This is a genomic window from Niveispirillum sp. GW835-FHT14G11, assembly GCF_058793615.1.
Genome location: NZ_JBXAFZ010000006.1, coordinates 112,763 through 134,961 on the forward strand (window position 1 = coordinate 112,763; position 22,199 = coordinate 134,961).

Genomic DNA, 22,199 nt, shown 5'->3' on the forward strand with positions numbered 1-22,199 from the left:
ATGGCAAAGGTGCTTGTGCTCTATTATTCCAGCTACGGACATGTGGAAACCATGGCCGGCGCGATCGCCGATGGTGCGCGGTCGGTGGCGGGGGCCGATGTGACGGTCAAACGCGTGCCGGAACTGGTGCCTGACGATGTCGCCAGGGCATCCGGCATCCGCCTGGACCAGGATGCCCCCATCGCCAGCCCCGGCGAGCTGGGTGATTACGACGCCATCATCTTCGGCACGCCCACCCGCTTCGGCAACATGGCAGCCCAAATGCGCAACTTCCTGGACCAGACGGGCGGGCTGTGGGCCAAGGGTGCGCTGATCGGCAAGGTGGGCAGCGTCTTCGTCTCCACCGCCAGCCAGCATGGCGGGCAGGAAACCACCATCACCTCGTTCCACACCACCCTGCTGCATCACGGCATGATCATCGTGGGCCTGCCCTATAGCTGGGCCGGCGCCACGAAGATGGACGAGGTCAGTGGCGGCACGCCTTACGGGGCCAGCACCCTGGCCGGGGCGGACGGGTCGCGCCAGCCCAGCGCCAATGAGCTGGAGGGCGCCCGTTTCCAGGGCCGCCATGTCACGGAAATCGCCACAAGGCTGTTCGGCTGAAACATCAGGGATGAGGAAACGACCATGAAAGCCAAGCTTCCCAACCGCCTGCACCATACCGCCTATGTCACGCGTGACCTGGAGGCGACCCGGCATTTCTATGAGGATGTGCTGGGCATCCCGCTGATCGCCACCTGGTGCGAGAAGGATATGCTGTTCGGGGCGGAGCGCACCTATTGCCATTGCTTCTTCGGCCTGGGCGATGGCAGCGCGCTGGCCTTTTTCCAGTTCGCCGATCCTGAGGATCAGAAGCTGTTCGGGCCGGAGATCCCGGAATCGCCCTTCCATCATATCGCCCTGCATGTCGATGCCGACACCCAGGCGCAGCTGGAAACCCGCATCCGGGCGGCGGGCTTCACGGAGCCGCAGACCTATACGCTGGAACATGGCTATTGCCGCTCGGTCTATATCAAGGACCCCAATGGCATGATCCTGGAATTCACCTATGACGCGCCGGAGGCGGCGGCCCTGGCCGAGGGCAAGCAGGCCACGGCGCGGGACGAGCTGACCCGCTGGCTGTCTGGCAACCACGACATCAACAATACCTTCCGCCACTGACCATGGCCTTCAACGTACCCGTGGCCGGCGGGACCCTGTCCGTGGAACGGGTGGGGTCGGGTGCGCCGGCCCTGCTGCTGTTGCATGGATGGACCCTGGACCGGCGCATGTGGCGGCCGCAGGCCGATGGCCTGTCCGACCGCTTCACCCTGCTGCTGCCCGACCGGCGCGGCTTCGGCCGGTCGCCGGCCCCGCCCGGCCTGGCGCGGGAGCCCGACGACGTGCCGGCCATTCTGGACCATTTCGGGCTGGAGCGTGCCGTGCTGGTCGGCCATTCCCAGGCGGGACGGGTGGCCTTTGCCGCCGCCGCCCGCCATCCCGGCCGGGTGGCGGGCCTGGTGCTGCTGGCCGCCCCGCATGATGCGATACCGCCCGATCCGGCCCGCGAACCGGCCCTGCCGCTCGCCCGCTTGGTGGAACTGGTGCGGGCCGGGGAGGTGGCCGCCGCCCGCCGCCTCTGGCGGTCGCACCCGATGCTGCAGGTGGCCGACGCGGCAACATCGGACCTGCTGGATGAGGTGCTGGGCGATTATGAGGGCCGCGACCTGCTGGCCCCGCCGGTACCGCTGCCGGTGGATGACGCGTTGCTGGCGGCCATCACCTGTCCCGCCCTGGTCATGGTGGGGGACGCGGACGCCTGGTCACGGGTGCAATCCGCCGCAAAGCTGGCGGATGGAATGGGGCAATCCACCAGCCTGATCCTTCCGGGTGCTGGCCATATGGCCAATATCAGCCATGCCGCCGCCTGCAACGATGCCATTGGCGCCTTTGCCCTGGCCTTGGTTCGCGGATAAACGACCCGCTCAGACGCCCGGTTCCGGCGCCGTCTCCTTCACATCGTCGGCAGCCGCTGTCGCCAGAGCCTCCTGCAGCTTCGCCGCTTCCGCCGCCAGCACCTGGTAGCGCCGGGCGGAGAAGGGGATGCTGGCGATATAGGCCAGCCCCACCACCGACAGGGTCGCCCAGGGCGCGCTGACCAGGGCGGCGGCCGTGGCACCGACGCCCAGCAGCACGAACACCACATAGCGCTGTGGAATGCGCAGCCCCTTCATGGAATAGGTGGGGATGGCGCTGATCATCAGGCCCGCGACACCCACCGTCCAGGGCACGACGATCCACGGGCTGTCGAACCAGCCGGGCCCGACCTCCAGCGTGGCGATCAGCGGCAGCAGCGCCAGAAAGGCCCCGGCCGGGGCCGGCACGCCGGTAAAGTAATTATAGGCAAAGGGCGGCTTTTCCGCCGCGGCCCCCAGCATGGTGTTGAACCGCGCCAGACGCAGCGCCGCGCACACGCCCATCAGCAAGGCCGCCATCCAGCCGATGGTGCGGGCATCGTCCAAGGACCAGAGATAGAGGATCATGGCCGGGGCCACGCCGAAACTGACCACGTCGGACAGGCTGTCCAATTCCTCGCCGAACTTGCTCTGGGCGTTCAGCATGCGGGCGATGCGCCCGTCCAGCATGTCGAACAGGGCGCCGACCGCGATGGCGATCACCGCCTCCTGGTACTTGCCCTCCATGGCGAACCGAATGCCGGTCATGCCCGATGCCAGATTGAGCATCGTCAGCATGTTGGGCAGCATGTTGTTCAACGACAGGCCCTTCAGGCGGGGCGGGCGAAGCCCACGGCGCATCCGGTGCCGGTGACCCGCGCGGCTGGGCTGCGGGTTCTCCTCGACCGGCATCAGCGGACCTCGCCCTCGCGCTGTTCCTCGATGCTGTTCAGGTCGGCCAGGATGGTCTCCCCGGCGATCATCTTCTGGCCGACGACGACCAGCGGATGCACGCCATCGGGCAGATAGACGTCGCAGCGGCTGCCGAAACGGATCAGGCCATAGCGTTCACCGGCCTTCAGCGCCTGGGCCGGGGCCACCCACCAGATGATGCGCCGTGCCACCAGACCGGCGATCTGCACGAAGGCCATCTCGCGCCCGTCGGGCAGGCCCAGGCGGATGGACATCCGCTCATTCTCGTCGCTGGCCTTGTCCAGGTCGGCGTTCAGGAACTTGCCGGGCTTGTACTCGGCGGCCTTGACGACGCCATCGGTGGGGCAGCGGTTCACATGCACGTCGAAGACGTTCAGGAACACGCTGATCCGCGTCAGCTTCTCCTCCCCCATGCCCAGTTCGGGCGGGGGTGCGGCCTTGGTGATCAAGGTGACACGGCCGTCGGCCGGGCTGATGACCAGGCCCGGCTTGGTCGGCGTCACGCGATCGGGGTCGCGGAAGAAATAGACGCACCAGGCGGTCAGGACCAGCCCGATCCAGCCCAAAGCCGGCGACCAGGTGGCCAGCAGGGCCGACACCACGGCGAACAGGGCGATGAAAGGCCAGCCGGCCTTGTTGATCGGGACGATGACGGTTTTCAGCGCGGACATGTCTTTCGCGGCTACCCGCTAATGGTGGAACAGGCGGCCATATTAGACAGTCGCGGCCGGGATTAGAAGCGTCATGGCCGATCGGCCCCTAATGCGCCGGGTTTAAGCCGGAATAGCCCGGTCCGGTGACATTGACCCGGTGCCGAAGGCATGATTGAAAAGTCCGATACCATCTCTCTTTGACGGGGACATGATGCGCGCTGCCCTGGTCCGGTGCCTTTGCCTGTGCGGATTGCTGCTGGTCGCCGGATGCGGCGGGGGTCCGCAGCAGGCGGGTGGCCTGCCGCAACCCGTCGCCGATGCACCCCCCGTCCGCGATCCGCGTTTCGTGGCCAGCCTGCCTGACGGGCCGCTGACCATGCCGGCGGATACGGCCGAGGCGGCGCAGGCCCTGGCCGAAGCCCAGACCCAGCAGGGCGCGGCCGCCTTGCCGGCCTTCGCCAAGGCGGCAAAGCTGGGCAGCACGGAGGCCCGGTTCACCTACGCCTTCATGCTGATCAGCGGTATGGGCCAGCCGGAGCAGCTGGGCACGGGCTTCGACATCATGCTGGCCCTGGCCAAACAGGGCCATGGCGCCGCCGCCCTCTATCTCAGCGTCCTGTCACAGAAGACGGACAATCCCGCCATCCATCAGCATGGCCCCTATTGGGCGAACATCGCGCGCCGCGCCGGCAACGAGACGGCCCTGACCGCCTATGCCAAGCAGCTGGAGGAACTACGCGCCAAGGGCGACCTGCCGCCCGGCAGCGGCAACGGCGATTATTTTGACAGCGCCATCACCTTCACCCAGCCCCTGAAGGGCAGCTATCAGGGTGTACCGCTGGAATACAAGACGGCGGCTGCACTGCTCCCCGGCTGGCGGCGCTGGCGGCAATCGCTGCACCAGATCGACGGCAAGGCCTATGACGTGCTGGACATGGCCAATGAGGACGGGCAGGTGGTGAAGCTGTATTTCGACATCACCGCCTGGTTCGCCAAGGAAGTGGTGGACGGCGTTCCGCAGGTGCGGTGAGGCGTCTATCTTCACTGGCCTCGTTTCCGGTCAGCGGCTATAGCATCGCCCCCATGCCCGACTTTCCCGCCCTTCCCATCGATGATGCCCTGCCGGCCCTGTTGTCGGCCCTGGCCCATGGCACCACCGCCGTGTTGCAGGCCCCGCCCGGTGCCGGCAAGACCACGCGCGTGCCGCTGGCCCTGCTGGACCAGCCCTGGGCAGCAACGGGGCGCATCATCATGCTGGAGCCCCGTCGGCTGGCCGCCCGCGGTGCCGCCCGGCGCATGGCGCAGATGCTGGGGCAGGAGGTGGGGCAGACCGTCGGTTACCGTGTGCGCATGGACAGCCGGGTGTCGGCCGCAACCCGGATCGAGGTGGTGACGGAGGGCATCTTCCTGCGCCGCCTGCAATCCGACCCGTCGCTGGAGGGCGTGTCGGCGGTTCTGTTCGATGAATTCCATGAACGCAGCCTGGATGCCGATCTGGCGCTGGCCTTCTGCCTGCAGGCCCGCGCGCTGCTGCGCGACGATCTGCGGCTGGTGGTGATGTCGGCCACGCTGGATGGCGGGCCGGTGGCCGATCTGCTGGGCGGGGCCCCCCTGGTCACCTCGGAGGGCCGCGCCTTCCCCGTGGAGACGCGCTGGGCCGAACCCGGCCCCACCGACCGGCCGGATGAGCATATGGCCCGCACCATCCGCCGCGCGCTGGGGGAGGATGAGGGCTCCATCCTGGCCTTCCTGCCCGGCAGCGGGGAGATCAGGCGGGTGGAACGGCTGCTGGCCGACGCGCGTCTGCCCGCTAATGTCCTGCTGACCCCGCTCTATGGCGATATGAGCCTGGAGGCCCAGGATATCGCTATCCGCCCGGCCCCGGCCGGCCAGCGCAAGGTTGTGCTGTCCACCTCCATCGCCGAGACCAGCCTGACCATCGAGGGCATCCGCATCGTCATCGATAGCGGCCTGTCGCGCCTGGCACGTTTCGATCCGCGCAGCGGCATGGGAAGGCTGGAGACGCTGAAATCATCGCGCGCGTCGGCCGACCAGCGCCGGGGCCGCGCCGGGCGCCTGTCGGCCGGCATCTGTTATCGCCTGTGGTCGGAGGCGTCGGACCGCGCCCTGACCCCCTTCGCCCCGGCGGAGATCACCCGCGCCGATCTGGCGCCGCTGGCCCTGGAACTGGCGCAATGGGGCATCGTCGATGCCGATGAGCTGTCCTGGCTGGACACACCACCTGCCGCCACCCTGGCCCAGGCCCGCCATCTGTTGCAGCAGTTGGGCGCCATCGACGACCATATGCGCATCACAGGGCATGGCAAGGCCATGGCCGGGCTGGGCGTGCATCCGCGTCTGGCGCATCTGGCGCTGCGCGGCAAGGAACTGGGCCGCACGCGGCTGGCCTGCCGCATCGCCGCCTTGATCAGCGAACGCGACATCCTGCGCGGCGGCGGCCGGCGCGATGCCGATCTGCGCACGCGGCTGGAATTCCTGGATGAGCGGGGGCGCGGCGGCTATGTCGATCGCGGCGCCCTGCACCAGGCGCTGGAACAGGCCAGGCAGTTGGAACGACAGCTGGGCGGGCCGCCCGGCGACATGGACCATGGCGATGCCGGTCTGCTGCTGGCGTTGGCCTATCCCGACCGCATCGCCCAGCGCCGGGCGGGGGCGGCGGGGCAGTTCCGCCTGTCGGGCGGGCGCGGGGCGGCGCTGGACCCCACCGACGGGCTGGCAGCGGCCGACCTGCTGGCCGTGGCCGATCTGGACGGGCAGGGCCGCGATGCCCGCATCTATCTGGCCGCCCCCGTCACCCAGGCGGCATTGGAAGAAGCCTTCGCCGATGAAATCCGATCAGAAGCGGAAGTGCTCTGGGACGACCGCCAGCAGATCGTGCAGGCCCGCCGCCGTCGGCGCCTGTTCGAACTGTCGCTGAAGGATGAGCCGCTTTCCAGCCCGCCGGCCGATCTGGTGCTGCCCGCCATGCTGGCAGGCGTGCGGTCGATGGGGCTGTCCTGCCTGCCCTGGAGCAAGGAGCTGGAAGGCTGGCGCCGCCGCGTCGCCTTCCTGCATCGCGCTTCGCCCGACCGCTGGCCTGATGTTTCCGATGAGGGGCTGCTGGCCACGCTGGAAGATTGGCTGGCGCCGTACCTGTCCGGCGTCACCCGCCGGGCGCATCTGGACCGGGTGGATCTGCATGCGGCATTGACCGGCATCCTGGATTGGAACCAGCGCCAGGCCATGGATACCGAGATCCCCACCCACCTGACCGTGCCCACCGGCAACCGCATCCCCATCGATTATAGCGGGGAGGAGCCGGTGCTGGCGGTGCGGTTGCAGGAACTGTTCGGGCTGGCGCAAACCCCGCGCCTGGGCGGCGGGCGCATCCCGGTGCTGCTGCACCTGCTGTCGCCCGCTCACCGGCCGGTCCAGGTGACGCGCGACCTGGCCGGCTTCTGGGCCGGGTCGTACAAGGAGGTGAAGAAGGAACTGGCCGGCCGCTATCCCCGCCATTACTGGCCCGACGACCCGCTGATCGCCGAACCGACGGCCCGGGCCAAGGGGCGGGGGACTTAACGCGCCATGAACAGCCGCAGCCCCCGCACCCCCGGCACCGGTTTCTCCACGAAACCATGGGCCTGCGCATAGTCCAGCAGCGGCTGTTCCAGCACCGCCTCCTCCCGCCCCAGCAGGATGGCGGCCGGCGGACGGCGCTCCAGCAATAATGCCAGATCCCGCCGCCCCACGGCGTTCAACGACCGTAACCTCTCCGGCGGCAGCCGGTCGGCCGTGCGGAAGAAGAACGGCCCCGCCGACAGTTCCGGATAGATGGAAAGCCCCGCCTCCAGCGCCGGGATCGGCGACAGGGTCGCCACCGGCCCGTCCAGCCCGGCCGCCTGCATCTGTGCCCGGATCGCCTCACCCGCGGCGGCAATACGGCTGACCATCCATTTGTCCTGCTGGATCAGGCGCGGGGCGTTGGCCAGCAGGACCAGCGTGCCGGGCAGGGCACCCAGCAGAACGCACGCCGCCAGCAAGGCGCCCCGCACCCGCCCCGTCGGCTGCATCGCCGCCCAAGCCGCTGGCAGGGCCAGCAGGGTGAACGCCGCGAATGGCATGAAATACTGGATATAGGGCGGGCGCGGCAACAGGCCGAACACCAGCGCCCCCAGCATCAGCAGCCCCGGCAATCCCACGCGCGACCGCGTCAGGAAGGCGGCCGTGGCCAGGAACAGCAGCCCGGCCAGCACGGCATCGGTGAACACCCGGCGGTTCAGGAATTCCGCCAGGTACTCCAGCGCGAAATAGGCGGACAATCCGGCTTCTGCATGCCACAGCGCCGGGGTGACGCGGTGATAGGTGAACACCCCCTCCACGAACCCTTCCCAGCCCATCAGCGGCCAGGGCAGCAGGCAGGCCGCGCCCAGCACCCCACCCGCGACAAGACCCGGCACCATTCCCCGCCGCTGCCATAGCAGCCACAGAACCATCACCAGCGGTGCGAAGCCGTAGGACAGCTTCATCCCCACGGCGCCGGCCAGCAGCAGCCCGGCCAGGGCCGCCACCCCATGGCGCACCCGGGGGCGGTCCAATTCGCCCATCACCAGCACTGCCGCCCACAAGGCCAGGGCACAGGGCGCCATGTCATTGCGCAGACTGTCGATGGCCGGCTGCACGGCGGTCGACGCGGCGAACAGCAGGGTCACTGCCATGGCCAGCCGGCGATCATCCGCGCAAGCCCGCGCCTGGCGCCAGAGTGCGGCCAGCGCCAGCAGCGTGAAACCCAGGTTCAGCAGCCGGCCGGCCAGGAAATAGCCACTATCCAGCCCCAGCAGCCGGTAAAGCCCCGACAGCAGCGCCAGATAGGCGGGTGGCTGCAGGTAGAGGAAGTCGCGATAGGGCACCGCGTCCATGGCCAGCACCGAGGCCGCCACGAACTGTTCCTCATCATGATTATAGCCGCGCCCCACCGCGAAGGCCGCCAGCAGCAGGGCCAGCGCCAGCCAATGGAGGACAGAGGGCAGGGGCGTCCTCAATCCAGGTGCCAGGCCAGACCACCCGTCGGCAACGGCCGGCTGTCGGCCGTGGGCGACTGGCCCGCCAGGAACAGCAGCGCCTGTTCATACGATGCCGTGGCATTGGCCACCGTGAAGGCGGACGCCCGGTGACGCAGCACGGCGTCGGCCACGGGATGGGCCAGGGTCGCGTCCATGCCATCGGCCAGCGCGGCGGCGTCATCCACCGGCACCAGCGGCCCCAACGCCCCCTGGCGCAGCAATTCGCGTGAGCCGCCGGGACAGTCGGTAGAGATGACCGGGCAACCCATGGCCATGGCCTCCACCAGCACGCCCGGCATGCCTTCCCAACGCGAGGACAGCACGAACAGGTCCGCCGCCGCCATGCGGGCAAACGGATCGCTGACCAGTCCGGGGAAGCTGACATGGGCGGCGATACCCAGGCTGCCCGCCAGTGCCTGCAGCGCTGCCCGGTCCGGCCCGTCGCCGGCCAGGGTCAGGTGCGCCGGACGGCGCGACAGCAGCCGGGCGAAGGCGCGCAGCAGCGTGTCGAAGCCCTTCTGCTTCACGAACCGGCCCATGGAAAGCAGTTGCGCAGGCTCAGCCGCGCCCCGCTGCGGCCGGGCAGCAAGGGACAGCCGGTCGGGCAGGATCGGGCTGGTGACGGAGATGACGCGGTTATCCGCCATGCCCGTCACGCGGGCGACGTCGCGGGCGACATCGTCGGACACGGCCAGCACCCCGTCGGCGCGGCGCCACAAGGCGGCTTCCGGCAGGCGCCGCAGGCTGACCCCGCCGCCGCGCCGCCGCGACAGATGGTTGCTGGCGCGCAGCACCAGACCCGTATCACGCCGCCCGGCCATGGCGTGGGCCAGGATGGCGGGGACCACCGCATGGTTGGCCATGCCGACCAGCATATCGGGACGCTGGGTGCACAGATAGCGCGAGAGCGGCCGCAATGCGGCGATCAGTTCTCCTGTCCGCGCCCCGCCACTGGCCACAGACCGGGCGTTGGCTTCAGCCAGCGGCAGCCGCATGACATTGCCGGCCACCAGCCCCACCTGCGGTCCGCCATCCAGGGCGGTGACCAGATCGACACGGTGGCCGCGCGCGGCCAGGCCGTTGGCCAGCATGATGGAACGGCGCTGGGCGCCACCGGTGCTGAGCGAATGCAGGAACAGGGCGATATGCATGGGGCGGCTTTGATGGCGGTGGCGATCTCGATCCGCCATCCTAGCGACGCTCCCTGACAGTTTTCTGACCGTTGGGCGTTGCTTGCGTGACCATTGCCATCCAGTACGATACACCACCGGCATGATCCATGCCGGTCAGGCCGGCGACCGCCGGCCCGCGCCTCGTGGCGCGCAAGCCAAGCCCACGGATGTGGGCGCCCGGCGCTTGAGGGCGTACGAAGCCAAGCATGACAAAAATTTAAAGAAATTTCGCCGCAGGGTCTTCGCAGGCGCGGCGTATAAGGCTCATACGCGCCAACCCGTTTGCCAAAGAAGCGATGATGCAGCCTGCGCCCCAAGTGACGACCAAGGCCCATGCCAAGCCACCCGGAGGGCGCCCCAAACGCTCCCTGTTCCGCCGTCGCAACATCCTGCTGGGGCTTGGGCTGTTGGCCATTGCTACCGGTGTCTATTGGTGGCAGGCGGGCAGCACGGCCACTGGCGACGGGGCCGGCGATTACATGACCGCCAGCGTGGACCGCGGCAATATCGAAGACGCGGTGACCGCGGTGGGCAATTTGCAGCCGCGCGACTATGTCGATGTCGGCACCCAGGTGTCGGGCCAGTTGCGCAAGGTGCATGTCGAGGTCGGCCAGCAGGTCAACCAGGGCGACCTGCTGGCGGAGATCGACCCCACCGTGTACCAGACACGGGTGGAGGCCGACCGCGCCCAGCTGGAGAATTTGCAGGCGCAGTTGACGCAGCGCCAGGCCGAACTGGCACTGGCCCAGCAGCAATATACCCGCCAGAAGAACCTGATGGCGGAGAACGCCACCAGCGAGGACGCGTTCCAGAGTGCGGAGAAGACGCTGCGCGCCGCCGACGCCGCCGTGAAGGCGGTGAATGCCCAGATCCGGCAGACCAATTCCACCCTGCGCGGGGATGAGGCGAACCTGGGCTATACCAAGATCTATGCGCCGATGTCGGGCACGGTGGTGTCGCAGAATGCCAAGCAGGGCCAGACCCTGAATGCCAACCAGTCGGCCCCCATCGTGCTGCGCATCGCCGACCTGTCGATCATGACCGTGACCACCCAGGTGTCGGAGGCCGACGTGTCGCGCCTGCGCCTGGGCATGCAGGCCTATTTCACCACGCTGGGCCGGCCGGATCGCCGCTGGCGCGGTACCCTGGCCAAGATCAACCCGACGCCGGAGGTGGTAAACAATGTCGTGCTCTACAACGCGCTGTACGATGTGGAGAATCCGGGTGGCGAGTTGATGACCCAGATGACGGCGCAGACCTTCTTCGTGGTCGCGTCGGCCGAGAATGTCCTGCGCGTGCCCGTTTCCGCCTTCCAGCAGCGCATGCGCCCGCCCGCTGCGGCGGGTTCCCAGGCGGGGCCGCAGGCCGGCGGCCCCCCGGCCGCCGCTCCGCCGCAGGGCGGCCAGCCGCCGGCCGGGGCCGATGGCGAGCAGCGCCGCCGCCGTGACGGCAATGCCCCCGCCGGTGCCCCGGCAGGTGAGGGGGCCCCGCGTGAACGGCCGCGCATGGTGCAGGTGCTGAAGCAAGACGGCACGCTGGAGGAACGCCGCGTCATGGTCGGCGTCAGCGACCGGGTGAATGCCGAGATCGTGTCCGGCCTGGCCGAGGGCGATCAGGTGGTGGTGGGTCGCAAGCCGTCGTCCGGCCAGTTGAAGGCCCAGCAGCAACAGCAGCAGCAGAACATGCAGCGCATGCGCCCGCCGGGGATGCTATGAGCACGCCGCACAATCCGGGGCAGGCCACCCCGCTGATCGAACTGGTGGACATCACCAAGACCTATTCCAACGGCGAGATGGCGGTGCAGGTGCTGAAAGGCATCTCGCTGAAGATCTATCCGGGTGAATTCGTCGCCATCATGGGCCAGTCGGGGTCGGGCAAGTCCACCTTGATGAACATCCTGGGCTGCCTGGACCGGCCGACCACGGGCCAGTACCTGTTCGACGGGCGCGACGTCTCCACCTTCGACCGCGACATGCTGGCCATGCTGCGGCGCGAGGCGTTCGGTTTCGTCTTCCAGTCCTATAACCTGATCCCCATGTCCACGGCCGTGGAGAATGTCGAGGTCCCGGCCATCTATGCCGGCATGAGCAAGGTGGCGCGCCATGAGCGGGCGTCGGAACTGCTGACCACGCTGGGCCTGGCCGAGCGCATGGATCACAGGCCCAGCCAGCTGTCCGGCGGCCAGCAGCAGCGCGTCTCTATCGCCCGCGCCCTGGTCAATGGCGGCCAGGTGATCCTGGCGGACGAGCCGACGGGTGCCTTGGACAGCCGCAGCGGTGAGGAGGTGATGCGCCTGCTGACCGATCTGGCGTCGCGCGGCCATACCGTCATCCTGATCACCCATGACCGCGACGTGGCCAACAATGCCCGCCGTCTGGTGGAGATCAAGGACGGCCAGATCGTCGCCGACCACCCGACCGACCATGCCGTCGAACGGCCCGCCCCGCCGCCCGTGCCTGCCCGCACCATCCAGGTGCCCGAGGAGGGGGAGGATTCGGGCTGGACCGCCAAGGAGGTGTTCGAAGCCTTCATGATGGCCAAGCGCGCGCTGTCGGCGAACCTTTACCGCACCATCCTGACCCTGCTGGGCATCGTCATCGGCGTGGCCTCGGTCGTCACCATGCTGGCGGTGGGCAACGGCTCGCAACAGGCCATGGTGGAGCGGATCAGCGCCATGGGCACCAATCTGCTGGTGGTGCGTCCCGGCGCGCCGGGGCAGCGCAATTCCAATGGCGTGGCGACACTGGTGGCTGAGGATTCCGCGGCCGTCGCGAAGCTACCAAATGTTACCGTTTCGGTGCCGGAATACTCGGGCGGCATGACCGCGCGGGCCGGCAACCTGGACTATCAGACGCAGATTACGGCGACGACGCCGGATGTACAGCAGGCCCGATCCTGGGAACCGTCCAGCGGCACCTTCTTCGACCAGGAGGCGATGACCAGCTATGCCCCCGTGGCCGTCATCGGCCAGACGGTGGCCAACAACCTGTTCCCCGGCCAGGACCCGGTCGGCCGCTACATCCTGCTGCGCAATGTGCCGTTCCAGGTGATCGGGGTGATGTCGCCCAAGGGCGCCAGTCCCGGCGGCCAGGACCAGGATGACGTGGTGTTCGTGCCGCTGACCACCGGTTCCTACCGGCTGTTCGGCCGGCGCGACCTGCGCACCATAACGGTGCTGGTCGATGACCTGGCGCAGATCGACGAGACGCAGGCCCTGATCACCAGCCTGCTGACCGCCCGCCATCAGGCGGAGGATTTCCAGATCCGTAACACTGCTTCCGTTATCGACACGCTGTCGGCGATCCGCGAGACCTTGACCATCCTGCTGGGGTCCATTGCCGCCATCTCTCTGCTGGTGGGGGGTATCGGGGTGATGAACATCATGCTGGTCAATGTCACGGAACGGACACGGGAGATCGGCATCCGCATGGCCACGGGGGCCCGCGCCCGCCATGTCATGCAGCAATTCCTGCTGGAGGCGCTGCTGGTCTCCGCCCTGGGCGGGGTCATCGGCGTGGGGCTGGGCATCGGCATCTCGCTGTTCCTGACCCTGTTCAAGGTCGATATCCAGCTGACCCTGTCGCCTATGCTGCTGGCCTTCTCCTGCGCGTTTGCCACCGGTCTGATCTTCGGCTACACGCCCGCCCGCCGGGCGGCCTTGCTGGATCCCGTCGTGGCGCTGGCGTCTGACTGAACCTTATTTCCTGGATGATCCGCATGATCGCCCGTACCTCCCGCCTGCTTCTGCCCCTGCTGCTGTCCGGCACCGCTTTCCTGTCGGGTTGTGCCGGCGGCGATTACGGTTCCACTGCCAGCCCCGTCGCCCCGCCCCAGGCCTGGAAACAGGCCGATGCGGCCACCGCCGCCACGCCCTGGCCCGCCGCCGACTGGTGGGGCGGGTTCGGGTCGGCGGAACTGGTGTCGCTGCTGGCCGATGCGCGCCAGGCCAATCCCGATCTGGCCGCCGCCGCCGCCCGACTGCTGCAGGCCGATGCCAGGGCGCGTGCCGCCGGTGCCGACCTGCTGCCCAGCCTGACCGGGTCCGCCGGGATCAGCCGGCAGGAAAGCGACGCGTCGGGTGCCGGCGGCCGGTCGGGCCGCACCGGCACCAATGTCGGTCTGTCGGCCAGCTATGAGCTGGATTTCTGGGGCGCCAACCGGGCCGCCGCCGACAGTGCTTCCATCAGTGCCGCCATCAGCCGGCTGGACCAGGAAACAGTGGCGCTGACCGTCACCTCCACCGTCGCCAACACCTATTTCCAGGTTCTGTCGCTGCGCGACCGCATCCGCAGCGCGGAGGAAAACCTGGAACTGGCCGAACGCGTGATGAAGGTGGTCGATGCCCGCTACCGCAATGGTGCCGCCACGGCGTTGGAGGTGGCGCAGCAGCGCACCTCGTTGACCAGCCAGCGCGCCGCACTGCCCGGCCTGCGCCAGCAGGAACTGGCGGCGTTCAACAGTCTGGCCGTGCTGCTGGGCCGGGCGCCGGGTGACCTGCCGGTCGTGGCCACCGGCCTGGGCGGGCTGGGTCTGCCGGCCACCGGCGTGGGCGTGCCGTCCGACCTGCTGGAACGCCGGCCCGACCTGAAGGCCGCGTCACGGCAGCTGGAGGCGGCGGGTGCCGACATCGTCATCGCCAAGGCCGCCCTCTATCCCGCCGCCAGCATCAGCCTGTCGGGCACCTTGTCGGGCACCGGCATCTCCAGCCTGGTCAATGCGCCCACCGCCGTGGCCAATGCCGGCCTGTCCCTGGCCCAGAGCATTTTCGACGGCGGCCGCCGGTCGGCCAGTGTCGAGGCCGCCCAGGCCCGGCGCGTGGAACTGGTGGAGACCTACCGCAAGGCCATCCTGACCGGCTTCTCCGACGTGGAGACGGCCCTGGCCGCCGCCCGCAATGCCGAACGCCAGCGGCAGTACCAGGAAGAAACCGTGCGCCTGTCGCGCGAACTGTTCCGCTTGGCCGAAACCCGCTATCGCGAGGGCGCCACCGACCTGCTGACCCTGCTGGATGCGCAGCGTTCCCTGCTGTCGGCCCAGGACCAGCTGACCCAGGTGCGGCTGGCGGAAATGCAGGCCGCCGTGTCGCTCTACCGCGCGCTGGGCGGGGGTTGGACGGGGGTGTGAGGAACAAGCCCCTCCTTCGCCCAGGGAAGGAGGGGTATCCATGGGGATCGGTCAGAGACCGCCCAGGGCCAGCAGATCGTATGTCTGGCTGCCGATCACCAGCGTCTCGACTGCGCCAGCGCCGACAATGTTTCCATTGTAGAAATTTGAAATCTCGATCAGGTGCGCCAGGACACCGTCCGCCGCATCGGCATCATCATAGATAATCAACGAATTACCACTGCGGGTAATCGTGATACCCCCAGAACTACCTGACAAAATCAACTGATCATTTGTGCCGGACGTATCGGATATATAGTCGTATCCGCCATTTGTAATATTATGGTAATATTTGTCATTTCCGGCACCGCCCACCAGATCATCATTACCACCTTCGCCATACAACGAATCATCGTTCGTGCCGCCATACAGGATGTCGGCGCCGGAACCACCATACAGCGTATCGTTTCCAGCATCCCCTGTCAGTATATCGCTGCCAGATTCACCCATGATAAAGTCATTGCCGGCACCGCCATAAGCTAAGTCATTATCATTTCCGCCATAAATACTGTCGTCATAATTGGCACCAAACAATGTATCATTACCTCCATATCCCTGGATGATATTAGTTTCATTGCTGTAGCCTGATATGTAGTCAGCACTGCTGCCGCCTTGAAATAAAGCCATTTTCCATCTCCATCGGGATTTATAGCCGTCACATAGACGGTTGCGAGTATGTCTATATATGTTATAATCCTATAAGTCAATCAAATGAGGACGCATAAATGTCTATATCATCTATCAATAGGGTTTATTTACCACAGACCGGCATATCCCGTGACCAGGAGCCGGAGAAACCACTGGAAACACGGGAGGAGGCGCCCGCCGTCGATGTGCGGATCAGCGAATTCGCCCGCGGCCTTTCCTCTTCCGGCTCCTCGCTGTTCTCCGCCCTGTCGGATGAAACCAAGAACCTGATCGGCAATCTCATCAGCAGCGGCGGCATGTCCCAGGACACGGCGCTGAACGCCATCAACTATTTCGCCAAGTTGAAGGACAACAGGTCGGTGGCGGACGAAGGCGGGCAGGGAACGGCCACCGCCGCTCCGGGGCTGGATACACTGCTGGCCGGGTTCGAAAAGGGCGGCGGGCTGGACGTGGAGGCGCTGCGCCAGGCATCGGCGGACTACCGGCGCACAACGCTGGACAGCCTGAACAAGTCGCTGGCTGCCGGCAAGACCGGCTACTCGCTGGAGGAACTGTCGGCCGGGGCGGAGGCGCGGCGCCTGGGCCTGGGCAATCTGGTCGCGCGGGACGCGGAGATTGACCTGTCACTGGGCGCGCTGTAATAGAACGGCCTGCGTTCTGACCCGAGCCCCCGGCACCTACGCCGCCAGAACCCGGTTGCGTCCTTCATGTTTGGCACGGTAGAGCGCTTCGTCGGCGCGCCCCAGGGCGGGGCCGATGCTGGCTTCGCCGGGCTGGATGGCGGCGGCCCCCATGCTCACCGTCACCTTGATGGGGCCGCTGTCGGTGGGGACCGGCGCCTGCTCCACGATGCGGCGTAGGCGTTCCCCGGTTTCAACGGCCTGGGCCAGGGTGCTGTCCGGCAGCACCAGGGCGAATTCCTCTCCCCCCAGGCGGGCGAAGACATCCTGAACGCGGATGATCTGGCTGATGCGGTGCGTGAACCCGGCCAGGACCTTGTCACCCGCCGCGTGGCCGTGGCTGTCATTGATCTTCTTGAAATGGTCGATATCCATCAGCAGCACGGCGATGTCGCAGCCCGTGCGGCCTTGCCGCCCGATCTCCCGTTCGCACAGGGAGAAGAAGGTCCGGCGGTTCAGCGTGCCCGTCAGCGGGTCCGTCTGGGCCAGCACGGCGAGGTGGTGGTTGGCCAGGCGCAGCTCCATCTCATCCATCACGATGGCGGCAAGATCGGCCAGGGTCTCGCGTTCCGCCGGTGTCATCGCGCGTGGTTGCAGGTCGATGACGCACAGGGTGCCAAGCGGCTGACCGTCACGGGTGACCAGGGGGGCGCCGGCATAGAACCGGATGCCGGGATCGCCGGTCACCAGTGCATTGCCGGCAAAACGCGGGTCGCTGGCGGCATCCCCCACCACCATCACGGCACGCTGGCGGATGGCGTGGTCACAGAAGGCCAGGGAGCGCGGGGTCTGCGCCACTTCCAGCCCCACGCGCGCCTTGAACCATTGCCGGTCCTGATCGATCAGGGAAATCAGTGCGATCGGCACACGCAACACCCGCTTCGCCATGGCGACAATGCGGTCGAACTGCACTTCGGGCTGGCTGTCGATGATCTGGTAACGCTCAAGCGCATGCAGGCGCAACGCTTCATCCAACCGCACATCACAGCTTTCATCGCCGGAAAGGGTTTCCAAGGTCGCCATCGTCGTCCCCCATTACCCTGTGCGCGGCGGTATGGTTCACCAACCGAACAAAATGTATATCCTTTTGAGAGGGGCGAGATACCTATCCATTCGCTGTGCCGAGGTCGGCGCCCTAGGCCGGATGGGGTGCAGCCGGCAGCAATCGGCCTATGGACAACAGGTTATGACCTGACGACCGTGATCGGCGCCAGCGTGGCCCCCAGCACACGCACGATATCGGCCGGGGCTGCCGCGATCTGCAATCCGCGACGCCCGCCATTCATGATCATCTCCGGCAGGTCGCCGGCGCTGGCATCGATCAGGGTCGGCAGGCGCTTGCGCATGCCCAGCGGGCTGATGCCGCCGATGACGTAACCTGATACCCGCTCCGCCACCTTGGGATCGGCCAGCGCCGCCCGCTTGCCCCCGGCCGCACTGGCCAGGGCCTTCAGGTCCAGCCGGGCAGGCGACGGGATGACGGCGCAGACCAGCCCCATCCCGTCCACATCCGACACCAGCGTCTTGAACAGCATGGCCGGATCGACACCCAGTGCGGCGGCCGCCGCCATGCCGATGGCGTCGGCATCCGGATCGTAATCATATTCCAGCAACCGATGCGCCACGCCGGCGGATTTCAGCGCATTCACGGCGGGCGTGGCCTTGGCGGACATGAGGGTCGGGTCTTCCATCAGGGGAAAGGGGGGCCCATCTTTTGCGGGCGGGACCCGGCGGGTCAAGCCTTATGGCCAGCCTGCCTGAAGCGCTTTGGCGACAGAGCGGCCGCATCAGGGCTGTCATAAACCGATACAATTTGGGACGCGGTCACGCCTTCCCGTGGCGGGCCGGCCGTGCCATGGTCGGGTTCCTGGCGATCCATGAACCCCCGAACCCGATGCAGGCGACAGAGAACCCCCATATCCTTCTGGTCGATGACCACCGCGACATCCGCGAAACCCTGACCCGCTTCCTGGAAAAGCACGGGATGCGCGTGACGGCGGCGGAGGATGCGGCGGCGGCCCGGCGGCGCCTGCGCGCCTGTGCCGCCGACCTGATCGTGCTGGACGTGATGATGCCGGGGGAGGACGGGTTGAGCCTGTTCCGCCATATCCGCGAGACCATGGACACGCCCGTCATCTTCCTGACCGCCATCGGGGAGCCCACCGACCGCATCGTCGGGCTGGAGATGGGGGCGGATGATTACGTCACCAAGCCGTTCGAGCCGCGCGAGCTGCTGGCCCGGGTCCGCGCCGTCCTGCGCCGCGCCCACAGCCTGCCGGTGACCGGCGGCCGCAAGAAGGGGGAGGAAAGCCGCCTGACCTTCGATGGCTGGCTGCTGGACCTGAACCGGCGGGAACTGCTGGGGGCGGACGGCGTCGTCGTCTCGCTCTCCACGGCGGAATTCTCCCTGCTGGAGGCGTTCGTGCGCCATCCCAACATGGTGCTGACGCGCGAACAACTGCTGGACCTGACCAAGGGGCGGGAGGCGGACGTATTCGACCGCTCCATCGACAATCAGGTCAGCCGCCTGCGCCGCAAGATCGAACCCGACCCCCGCAACCCGACCCTGATCAAGACCGTCTGGGGTGGGGGCTATTGCCTGGCGACGGAGGTCAAGGCGGCATGAGGCGGCTGGCCGCCTTTCTGCGCCAGCCGCGCAGCCTGTTCACCCACATGGTGGCACTGCTGGTCGGCGCCATGCTGGTGGCCAAGTTCGGCAGCTGGACGGCGTCGCTGGACGACAAGGCCGCCACCGTGCGCCGCACGCATCTGGAGGAGATGCTGCCCCGCATCGCCAATACCAGCCGCATCATGGGCACTCTGCCGCCGGAACTGCGCGTCACCACCCTGGGCGCCATCCATGCGCGGGAAACCCGCTATACCGTGGATGACCAGCCCCTCATCCGCCCCGACTATGAACTGAAGGACCCGCAGGCCGTCGCGGCGCGCGACCGGCTGATGGACCTGCTGGACCTGCCGCGCAGTGCGGTGCTGTTCAAGATGTGGAACAAGTCGGAGAATGCCGATCCCAGCTGGTTCCACAATCCCTGGGCCGCCATCGCCCCGGTGGAGATGGGGATGAAATTCTCCATCCGCCTGCCCGATGGGCAATGGCTGAACGCCGTCAACCGCCGTGTGATCCAGCCGACGGTGTGGAGCAGCACATCGACCTGGACCCTGCTGACCTCCATCCTGATGGTGGCGCTGGCCACCTTCTATATCTCCCGCCGCCTGTCGCGGCCCCTGCGTGACCTGGCCGACGGCGCCGACCGGCTGGGGCGGGGTGAAAGCGTGCCGCCGCTGGAGACGGAGCGCGGGCCGGACGAGGCGCGCCGCGCCGCGCATGCCTTCAACGCCATGAGTGCGCGCATCCGCCGCTTCGTGGATGACCGCACCCGCATCCTGGCCGCCATTTCCCACGATCTGCGCACCCCCATCACCAATCTGCGCCTGCGGGTGGAGTTGCTGGAGGAGGGGGAGACGAAGGCCCGCATGCTGGAAACGCTCGACGAACTTCGAGCGACGGTGGAGGCCACCCTGTCCTTCACGCGTGAGGAGCTGGGGGAGGAGGCGGTGCGCGCCGACCTGTCCACCCTGGTGGAAAGCGTGTGCGATGATTTCGCCGATACCGGCCACCCGGTCAGCTTCACCGCCGCCGACCGGCTGCCGCTGACCTGCCGCACCAGTTCCCTGCGCCGCGCGGTCCGCAATCTGATCGAAAACGCCCTGGCCTATGGCGGCACGGCGCGCGTTTCCATCCGCAGCGACGGGACGGGGGCGGAGATCATCATCGCCGATGACGGGCCGGGCATCCCGGTGACCGATATGGAGCGGGTGTTCGAACCCTTCGTACGGCTGGAGGCGTCACGCAACCGCCGCACCGGCGGGGTCGGCCTGGGCCTGTCTATCGCCCGTTCCGTGGTGCGCGGCCATGGCGGCGACATCCGCCTGTCCAACCGTCCCGATGGCGGCCTGGACGCCGTCGTCACCCTGCCCATTGTGACCGGTCCGCCGGTGGATGGCTTGGTCTACCGCAAGGCGGCGTGATTGAAGGTCTACATCCCTTTTATTATCGCCTTCCCGGTGACAAGCCGGGACCCAGCGGCCACAGGATCAAACCTCGACGCAGCATCATCAAAGCTGCCGATAGGTCGGGCCTTTGGCTCCTGGGTCCCGGCATTCGCCGGGAAGGCGAGAGAGAAGATTCTATCGAAACCTGAAACACGCTAAAGCCATTTACTGACATCACCATCCCCGCCGCAACCCCTGGTCCCAATCATGGCTGACCCGGCCATACCCCGCCGCAAAGCGCAGGTCCGACAGGCTCAGCGCCCGGTCCAGCCGTTCGGCATGCTCGCGCGCCAGCGGCCGGACCCGCACCCGTGCCAGCGTCTCCACATGCGAACCCAGTCCGGCCAGCGGCAGGGTCAGGCTCAAGCCCAGCCGGCTGGTCCGCAGCGTCGCCGTGCCATCCAATGCCAGTTCCAGCCCTGACCCGAATTGCCGCGACAGGGTGAAGGTGCCGCCCCAGTCGCCGGCCAGGTAGCGGCCCAGCGCCAGTTCCGTGCGGGTGCCGCCGTCGCGCCCCTCCCACCCGGCATTGACGAAGCCCGTGGTCCGGCCCGTGCCGCGATAGATGGTCTGCACGGTCGGCGGCCGCTTCCACACATGATGCGCCACTGCCCCGACCGACCAGCGGGCCTTCAGCGGCTGATAGCGCAGCTCCGCCCCGCCGCCGCCATACATCGCATCCAGATGCCCCCCCTCCACCAGCAGATCCAGCGATGGTGACAGCGCCCGGACATAGGCCATCTGCGCCCGGTCCAGGCTGTACCGCCGGTGCAGGTACAGTGCCGCATCATCCCGCCCCGCCGATGGCGGCTCCCATCTGGGCCAGGGGATATAGGCGGCGGTCGCCACCCGTCCCTCACCGGTCAGGATCAGGCCGGCAAAGGGCAGCAGGTGCAGCCGCAGCCCCGCCGACAGCCGGCTGGCCCAGAGGTCGCCACGCGCCCCCGGCTCCAGCTCCGACATCACGTCCAGCTGTGCTTCCCAATGATGCGACAGGCTGCCGGGCGTATCCGCCCGGCGGAACCGGGCATGGCGCCGCAGTTCCGCCGCACTCAGCCGATGTCGGCGCAGCGCCGCCACATCCGTGCCCAGCAGCCCAACCTCCACACCTGGCAACCCCAGCCGATGGCTGGACAGCGTGACGCGGGGTGGCACCACGGCGTCCTTGGGCAGGGCGGCATGGAAGGCGGCACCGGCTGACTGGAACGGCCCGATATCGGTGAAGGCCCCGCCATCCGGCCGCCGCGACAGGCCGAACAGCGGCTCCGCATGGGCGCTCCCCGCCAGTTGGAACGTGGCCCCCGCCATCAGACCGCGATCCCGGCGCCAGCCAAAGGACAACACCCTGCCGGGCTCCAGCGTCCAGGCCGCCTCCAGCATGGCCCCGTCCGGTCCGCCCAGCCCCCCCGACAGCCAGCCGCGCACACGCGCCACGCGCACTGGCAGACGCAGATGCAGCAGCGGATGCAAGACGCCATCGCCAGCCCGCGCCATGCCGGTGCTGGCTTCCGCATCGCCCAGCCGCGCGCCCAGCAACAGAGCGTCCAGCCGTTCCGTCCGGCTGCCGCCATGTCCGCGGCTGTCCAGCACCAGAAGGGGCAGGGCCCCCCGCCCATCCGCCAGTTCGACCGCGAAATCGGCTTCCGCCCCCGCATCGCCCTGGCGGATGGCGGCCACCAGCGGCCGGATGGGGCGCATGGCGAAGGTCAGGCCGGGAACATTGTCGCTGGGTGTGTGCGTGGCGATCCAGGCTGATCCCGCCGCCGGCAGCCAGGCGCTGGGCTGGTCCGACGGCGGACCCGCGGCCCGGCAGGGCAGGGCCAGCGGCGGCAGCAGGATCAGGGCGAGGATCGGGCGCATGCGGCCTTGGTGATGAACGACACGC

Annotated in this window: 19 protein-coding genes; 11 read left to right on the top strand and 8 right to left on the bottom strand. The window is 67.8% G+C overall.

Going from position 1 to position 22,199, the window contains the following annotated elements; genetic code table 11:
- From wrbA to AC1Q7F_RS12850, 3 genes are read left to right on the top strand one after another with little or no spacing between them, the layout of a single operon-like run.
- Complete coding sequence (gene wrbA, locus AC1Q7F_RS12840) at positions 1-603, top strand: NAD(P)H:quinone oxidoreductase (RefSeq protein ID WP_492507348.1); 603 nt, start codon at positions 1-3, stop codon at positions 601-603.
- Positions 604-627: 24 nt separating this feature from the next.
- The gene (locus AC1Q7F_RS12845; protein WP_492507350.1) at positions 628-1,161 is read left to right on the top strand and encodes a VOC family protein; all 534 of its coding nucleotides are present in this window, start codon (positions 628-630) and stop codon (positions 1,159-1,161) included.
- A gap of 2 nt (positions 1,162-1,163) precedes the next feature.
- Complete coding sequence (locus tag AC1Q7F_RS12850; RefSeq protein WP_492507352.1) at positions 1,164-1,955, top strand: alpha/beta fold hydrolase; 792 nt, start codon at positions 1,164-1,166, stop codon at positions 1,953-1,955.
- A gap of 9 nt (positions 1,956-1,964) precedes the next feature.
- On the opposite strand, the gene pssA is transcribed toward AC1Q7F_RS12850, so the two are convergent.
- Positions 1,965-2,846 (bottom strand): CDP-diacylglycerol--serine O-phosphatidyltransferase, encoded by an 882-nt coding sequence (pssA, locus tag AC1Q7F_RS12855; RefSeq protein ID WP_492507354.1) that lies wholly within the window; start codon positions 2,844-2,846, stop codon positions 1,965-1,967.
- On the bottom strand, positions 2,846-3,538 hold the full coding sequence (locus tag AC1Q7F_RS12860; RefSeq protein WP_492507356.1) for a phosphatidylserine decarboxylase: 693 nt from the start codon (positions 3,536-3,538) through the stop codon (positions 2,846-2,848). The genes pssA and AC1Q7F_RS12860 overlap by 1 nt, the downstream gene beginning before the upstream one ends.
- 190 nt (positions 3,539-3,728) lie before the next feature.
- On the opposite strand from AC1Q7F_RS12860, the gene AC1Q7F_RS12865 reads away from it, so the two are divergent.
- On the top strand, positions 3,729-4,550 hold the full coding sequence (locus tag AC1Q7F_RS12865; protein WP_492507358.1) for a hypothetical protein: 822 nt from the start codon (positions 3,729-3,731) through the stop codon (positions 4,548-4,550).
- Between the two features lie 53 nt (positions 4,551-4,603).
- Positions 4,604-7,099 (top strand): ATP-dependent helicase HrpB, encoded by a 2,496-nt coding sequence (gene hrpB, locus AC1Q7F_RS12870; RefSeq protein WP_492507360.1) that lies wholly within the window; start codon positions 4,604-4,606, stop codon positions 7,097-7,099.
- Here the strand turns inward: hrpB and AC1Q7F_RS12875 are convergent.
- Together AC1Q7F_RS12875 and AC1Q7F_RS12880 are read right to left on the bottom strand one after the other, a co-directional pair.
- Positions 7,096-8,559, bottom strand: a complete 1,464-nt coding sequence (locus AC1Q7F_RS12875) for a hypothetical protein (RefSeq protein ID WP_492507362.1) — start codon at positions 8,557-8,559, stop codon at positions 7,096-7,098. The two genes, hrpB and AC1Q7F_RS12875, sit on opposite strands and share 4 nt — an antisense overlap.
- Positions 8,556-9,770 carry a glycosyltransferase gene (locus AC1Q7F_RS12880; protein ID WP_492507365.1) on the bottom strand — a complete coding sequence of 405 codons (1,215 nt, stop codon included), beginning with the start codon at positions 9,768-9,770 and terminating at the stop codon, positions 8,556-8,558. Before AC1Q7F_RS12880 ends, AC1Q7F_RS12875 begins: the two co-directional genes overlap by 4 nt.
- 281 nt (positions 9,771-10,051) lie before the next feature.
- On the opposite strand from AC1Q7F_RS12880, the gene AC1Q7F_RS12885 reads away from it, so the two are divergent.
- From AC1Q7F_RS12885 to AC1Q7F_RS12895, 3 genes are read left to right on the top strand one after another with little or no spacing between them, the layout of a single operon-like run.
- Positions 10,052-11,467 carry an efflux RND transporter periplasmic adaptor subunit gene (locus AC1Q7F_RS12885; RefSeq protein ID WP_492507367.1) on the top strand — a complete coding sequence of 472 codons (1,416 nt, stop codon included), beginning with the start codon at positions 10,052-10,054 and terminating at the stop codon, positions 11,465-11,467.
- Entirely contained in the window at positions 11,464-13,446 is a 1,983-nt protein-coding gene (locus AC1Q7F_RS12890; protein WP_492507369.1) for a MacB family efflux pump subunit, read from the top strand. The genes AC1Q7F_RS12885 and AC1Q7F_RS12890 overlap by 4 nt, the downstream gene beginning before the upstream one ends.
- Before the next feature lie 23 nt (positions 13,447-13,469).
- Positions 13,470-14,876: an efflux transporter outer membrane subunit gene (locus AC1Q7F_RS12895; protein ID WP_492507371.1), complete on the top strand. Its 1,407-nt coding sequence runs from the start codon at positions 13,470-13,472 to the stop codon at positions 14,874-14,876.
- A gap of 51 nt (positions 14,877-14,927) precedes the next feature.
- On the opposite strand, the gene AC1Q7F_RS12900 is transcribed toward AC1Q7F_RS12895, so the two are convergent.
- The gene (locus AC1Q7F_RS12900; RefSeq protein ID WP_492507373.1) at positions 14,928-15,542 is read right to left on the bottom strand and encodes a calcium-binding protein; all 615 of its coding nucleotides are present in this window, start codon (positions 15,540-15,542) and stop codon (positions 14,928-14,930) included.
- A gap of 98 nt (positions 15,543-15,640) precedes the next feature.
- Between AC1Q7F_RS12900 and AC1Q7F_RS12905 the strand changes: the two genes are divergently transcribed.
- Positions 15,641-16,204, top strand: coding sequence for a hypothetical protein (locus AC1Q7F_RS12905; protein WP_492507375.1), 564 nt, complete (start codon positions 15,641-15,643; stop codon positions 16,202-16,204).
- Between the two features lie 36 nt (positions 16,205-16,240).
- Here AC1Q7F_RS12905 and AC1Q7F_RS12910 read toward each other — a convergent pair whose 3' ends face one another.
- Together AC1Q7F_RS12910 and ybaK are read right to left on the bottom strand one after the other, a co-directional pair.
- Complete coding sequence (locus AC1Q7F_RS12910) at positions 16,241-17,266, bottom strand: GGDEF domain-containing protein (protein WP_492507377.1); 1,026 nt, start codon at positions 17,264-17,266, stop codon at positions 16,241-16,243.
- Between the two features lie 161 nt (positions 17,267-17,427).
- The gene (gene ybaK / locus AC1Q7F_RS12915) at positions 17,428-17,916 is read right to left on the bottom strand and encodes a Cys-tRNA(Pro) deacylase (RefSeq protein ID WP_492507379.1); all 489 of its coding nucleotides are present in this window, start codon (positions 17,914-17,916) and stop codon (positions 17,428-17,430) included.
- A gap of 182 nt (positions 17,917-18,098) precedes the next feature.
- Between ybaK and AC1Q7F_RS12920 the strand changes: the two genes are divergently transcribed.
- On the top strand, positions 18,099-18,869 hold the full coding sequence (locus tag AC1Q7F_RS12920) for a response regulator (RefSeq protein WP_492507380.1): 771 nt from the start codon (positions 18,099-18,101) through the stop codon (positions 18,867-18,869).
- Complete coding sequence (locus AC1Q7F_RS12925; RefSeq protein ID WP_492507382.1) at positions 18,866-20,290, top strand: ATP-binding protein; 1,425 nt, start codon at positions 18,866-18,868, stop codon at positions 20,288-20,290. Before AC1Q7F_RS12920 ends, AC1Q7F_RS12925 begins: the two co-directional genes overlap by 4 nt.
- 198 nt (positions 20,291-20,488) lie before the next feature.
- Here the strand turns inward: AC1Q7F_RS12925 and AC1Q7F_RS12930 are convergent, their stop codons facing one another.
- Positions 20,489-22,174, bottom strand: a complete 1,686-nt coding sequence (locus tag AC1Q7F_RS12930; protein WP_492507384.1) for a YjbH domain-containing protein — start codon at positions 22,172-22,174, stop codon at positions 20,489-20,491.
- Positions 22,175-22,199 lie beyond the last annotated feature (25 nt).

What these genes read in the sequence shown, in the direction of transcription:
- AC1Q7F_RS12910 (WP_492507377.1), bottom strand. Translation starts at nt 17,266, where the DNA reads ATGGCGACCTTGGAAACCCTTTCCGGCGATGAAAGCTGTGATGTGCGG.
- hrpB (WP_492507360.1), top strand. Translation starts at nt 4,604, where the DNA reads ATGCCCGACTTTCCCGCCCTTCCCATCGATGATGCCCTGCCGGCCCTG.
- ybaK (WP_492507379.1), bottom strand. Translation starts at nt 17,916, where the DNA reads ATGTCCGCCAAGGCCACGCCCGCCGTGAATGCGCTGAAATCCGCCGGC.
- AC1Q7F_RS12845 (WP_492507350.1), top strand. Translation starts at nt 628, where the DNA reads ATGAAAGCCAAGCTTCCCAACCGCCTGCACCATACCGCCTATGTCACG.
- AC1Q7F_RS12900 (WP_492507373.1), bottom strand. Translation starts at nt 15,542, where the DNA reads ATGGCTTTATTTCAAGGCGGCAGCAGTGCTGACTACATATCAGGCTAC.
- AC1Q7F_RS12895 (WP_492507371.1), top strand. Translation starts at nt 13,470, where the DNA reads ATGATCGCCCGTACCTCCCGCCTGCTTCTGCCCCTGCTGCTGTCCGGC.
- AC1Q7F_RS12920 (WP_492507380.1), top strand. Translation starts at nt 18,099, where the DNA reads ATGGTCGGGTTCCTGGCGATCCATGAACCCCCGAACCCGATGCAGGCG.
- AC1Q7F_RS12890 (WP_492507369.1), top strand. Translation starts at nt 11,464, where the DNA reads ATGAGCACGCCGCACAATCCGGGGCAGGCCACCCCGCTGATCGAACTG.
- wrbA (WP_492507348.1), top strand. Translation starts at nt 1, where the DNA reads ATGGCAAAGGTGCTTGTGCTCTATTATTCCAGCTACGGACATGTGGAA.
- AC1Q7F_RS12860 (WP_492507356.1), bottom strand. Translation starts at nt 3,538, where the DNA reads ATGTCCGCGCTGAAAACCGTCATCGTCCCGATCAACAAGGCCGGCTGG.
- AC1Q7F_RS12850 (WP_492507352.1), top strand. Translation starts at nt 1,164, where the DNA reads ATGGCCTTCAACGTACCCGTGGCCGGCGGGACCCTGTCCGTGGAACGG.
- AC1Q7F_RS12885 (WP_492507367.1), top strand. Translation starts at nt 10,052, where the DNA reads ATGCAGCCTGCGCCCCAAGTGACGACCAAGGCCCATGCCAAGCCACCC.
- AC1Q7F_RS12865 (WP_492507358.1), top strand. Translation starts at nt 3,729, where the DNA reads ATGATGCGCGCTGCCCTGGTCCGGTGCCTTTGCCTGTGCGGATTGCTG.
- pssA (WP_492507354.1), bottom strand. Translation starts at nt 2,846, where the DNA reads ATGCCGGTCGAGGAGAACCCGCAGCCCAGCCGCGCGGGTCACCGGCAC.
- AC1Q7F_RS12930 (WP_492507384.1), bottom strand. Translation starts at nt 22,174, where the DNA reads ATGCGCCCGATCCTCGCCCTGATCCTGCTGCCGCCGCTGGCCCTGCCC.
- AC1Q7F_RS12925 (WP_492507382.1), top strand. Translation starts at nt 18,866, where the DNA reads ATGAGGCGGCTGGCCGCCTTTCTGCGCCAGCCGCGCAGCCTGTTCACC.
- AC1Q7F_RS12880 (WP_492507365.1), bottom strand. Translation starts at nt 9,770, where the DNA reads ATGGCGGATCGAGATCGCCACCGCCATCAAAGCCGCCCCATGCATATC.
- AC1Q7F_RS12905 (WP_492507375.1), top strand. Translation starts at nt 15,641, where the DNA reads ATGTCTATATCATCTATCAATAGGGTTTATTTACCACAGACCGGCATA.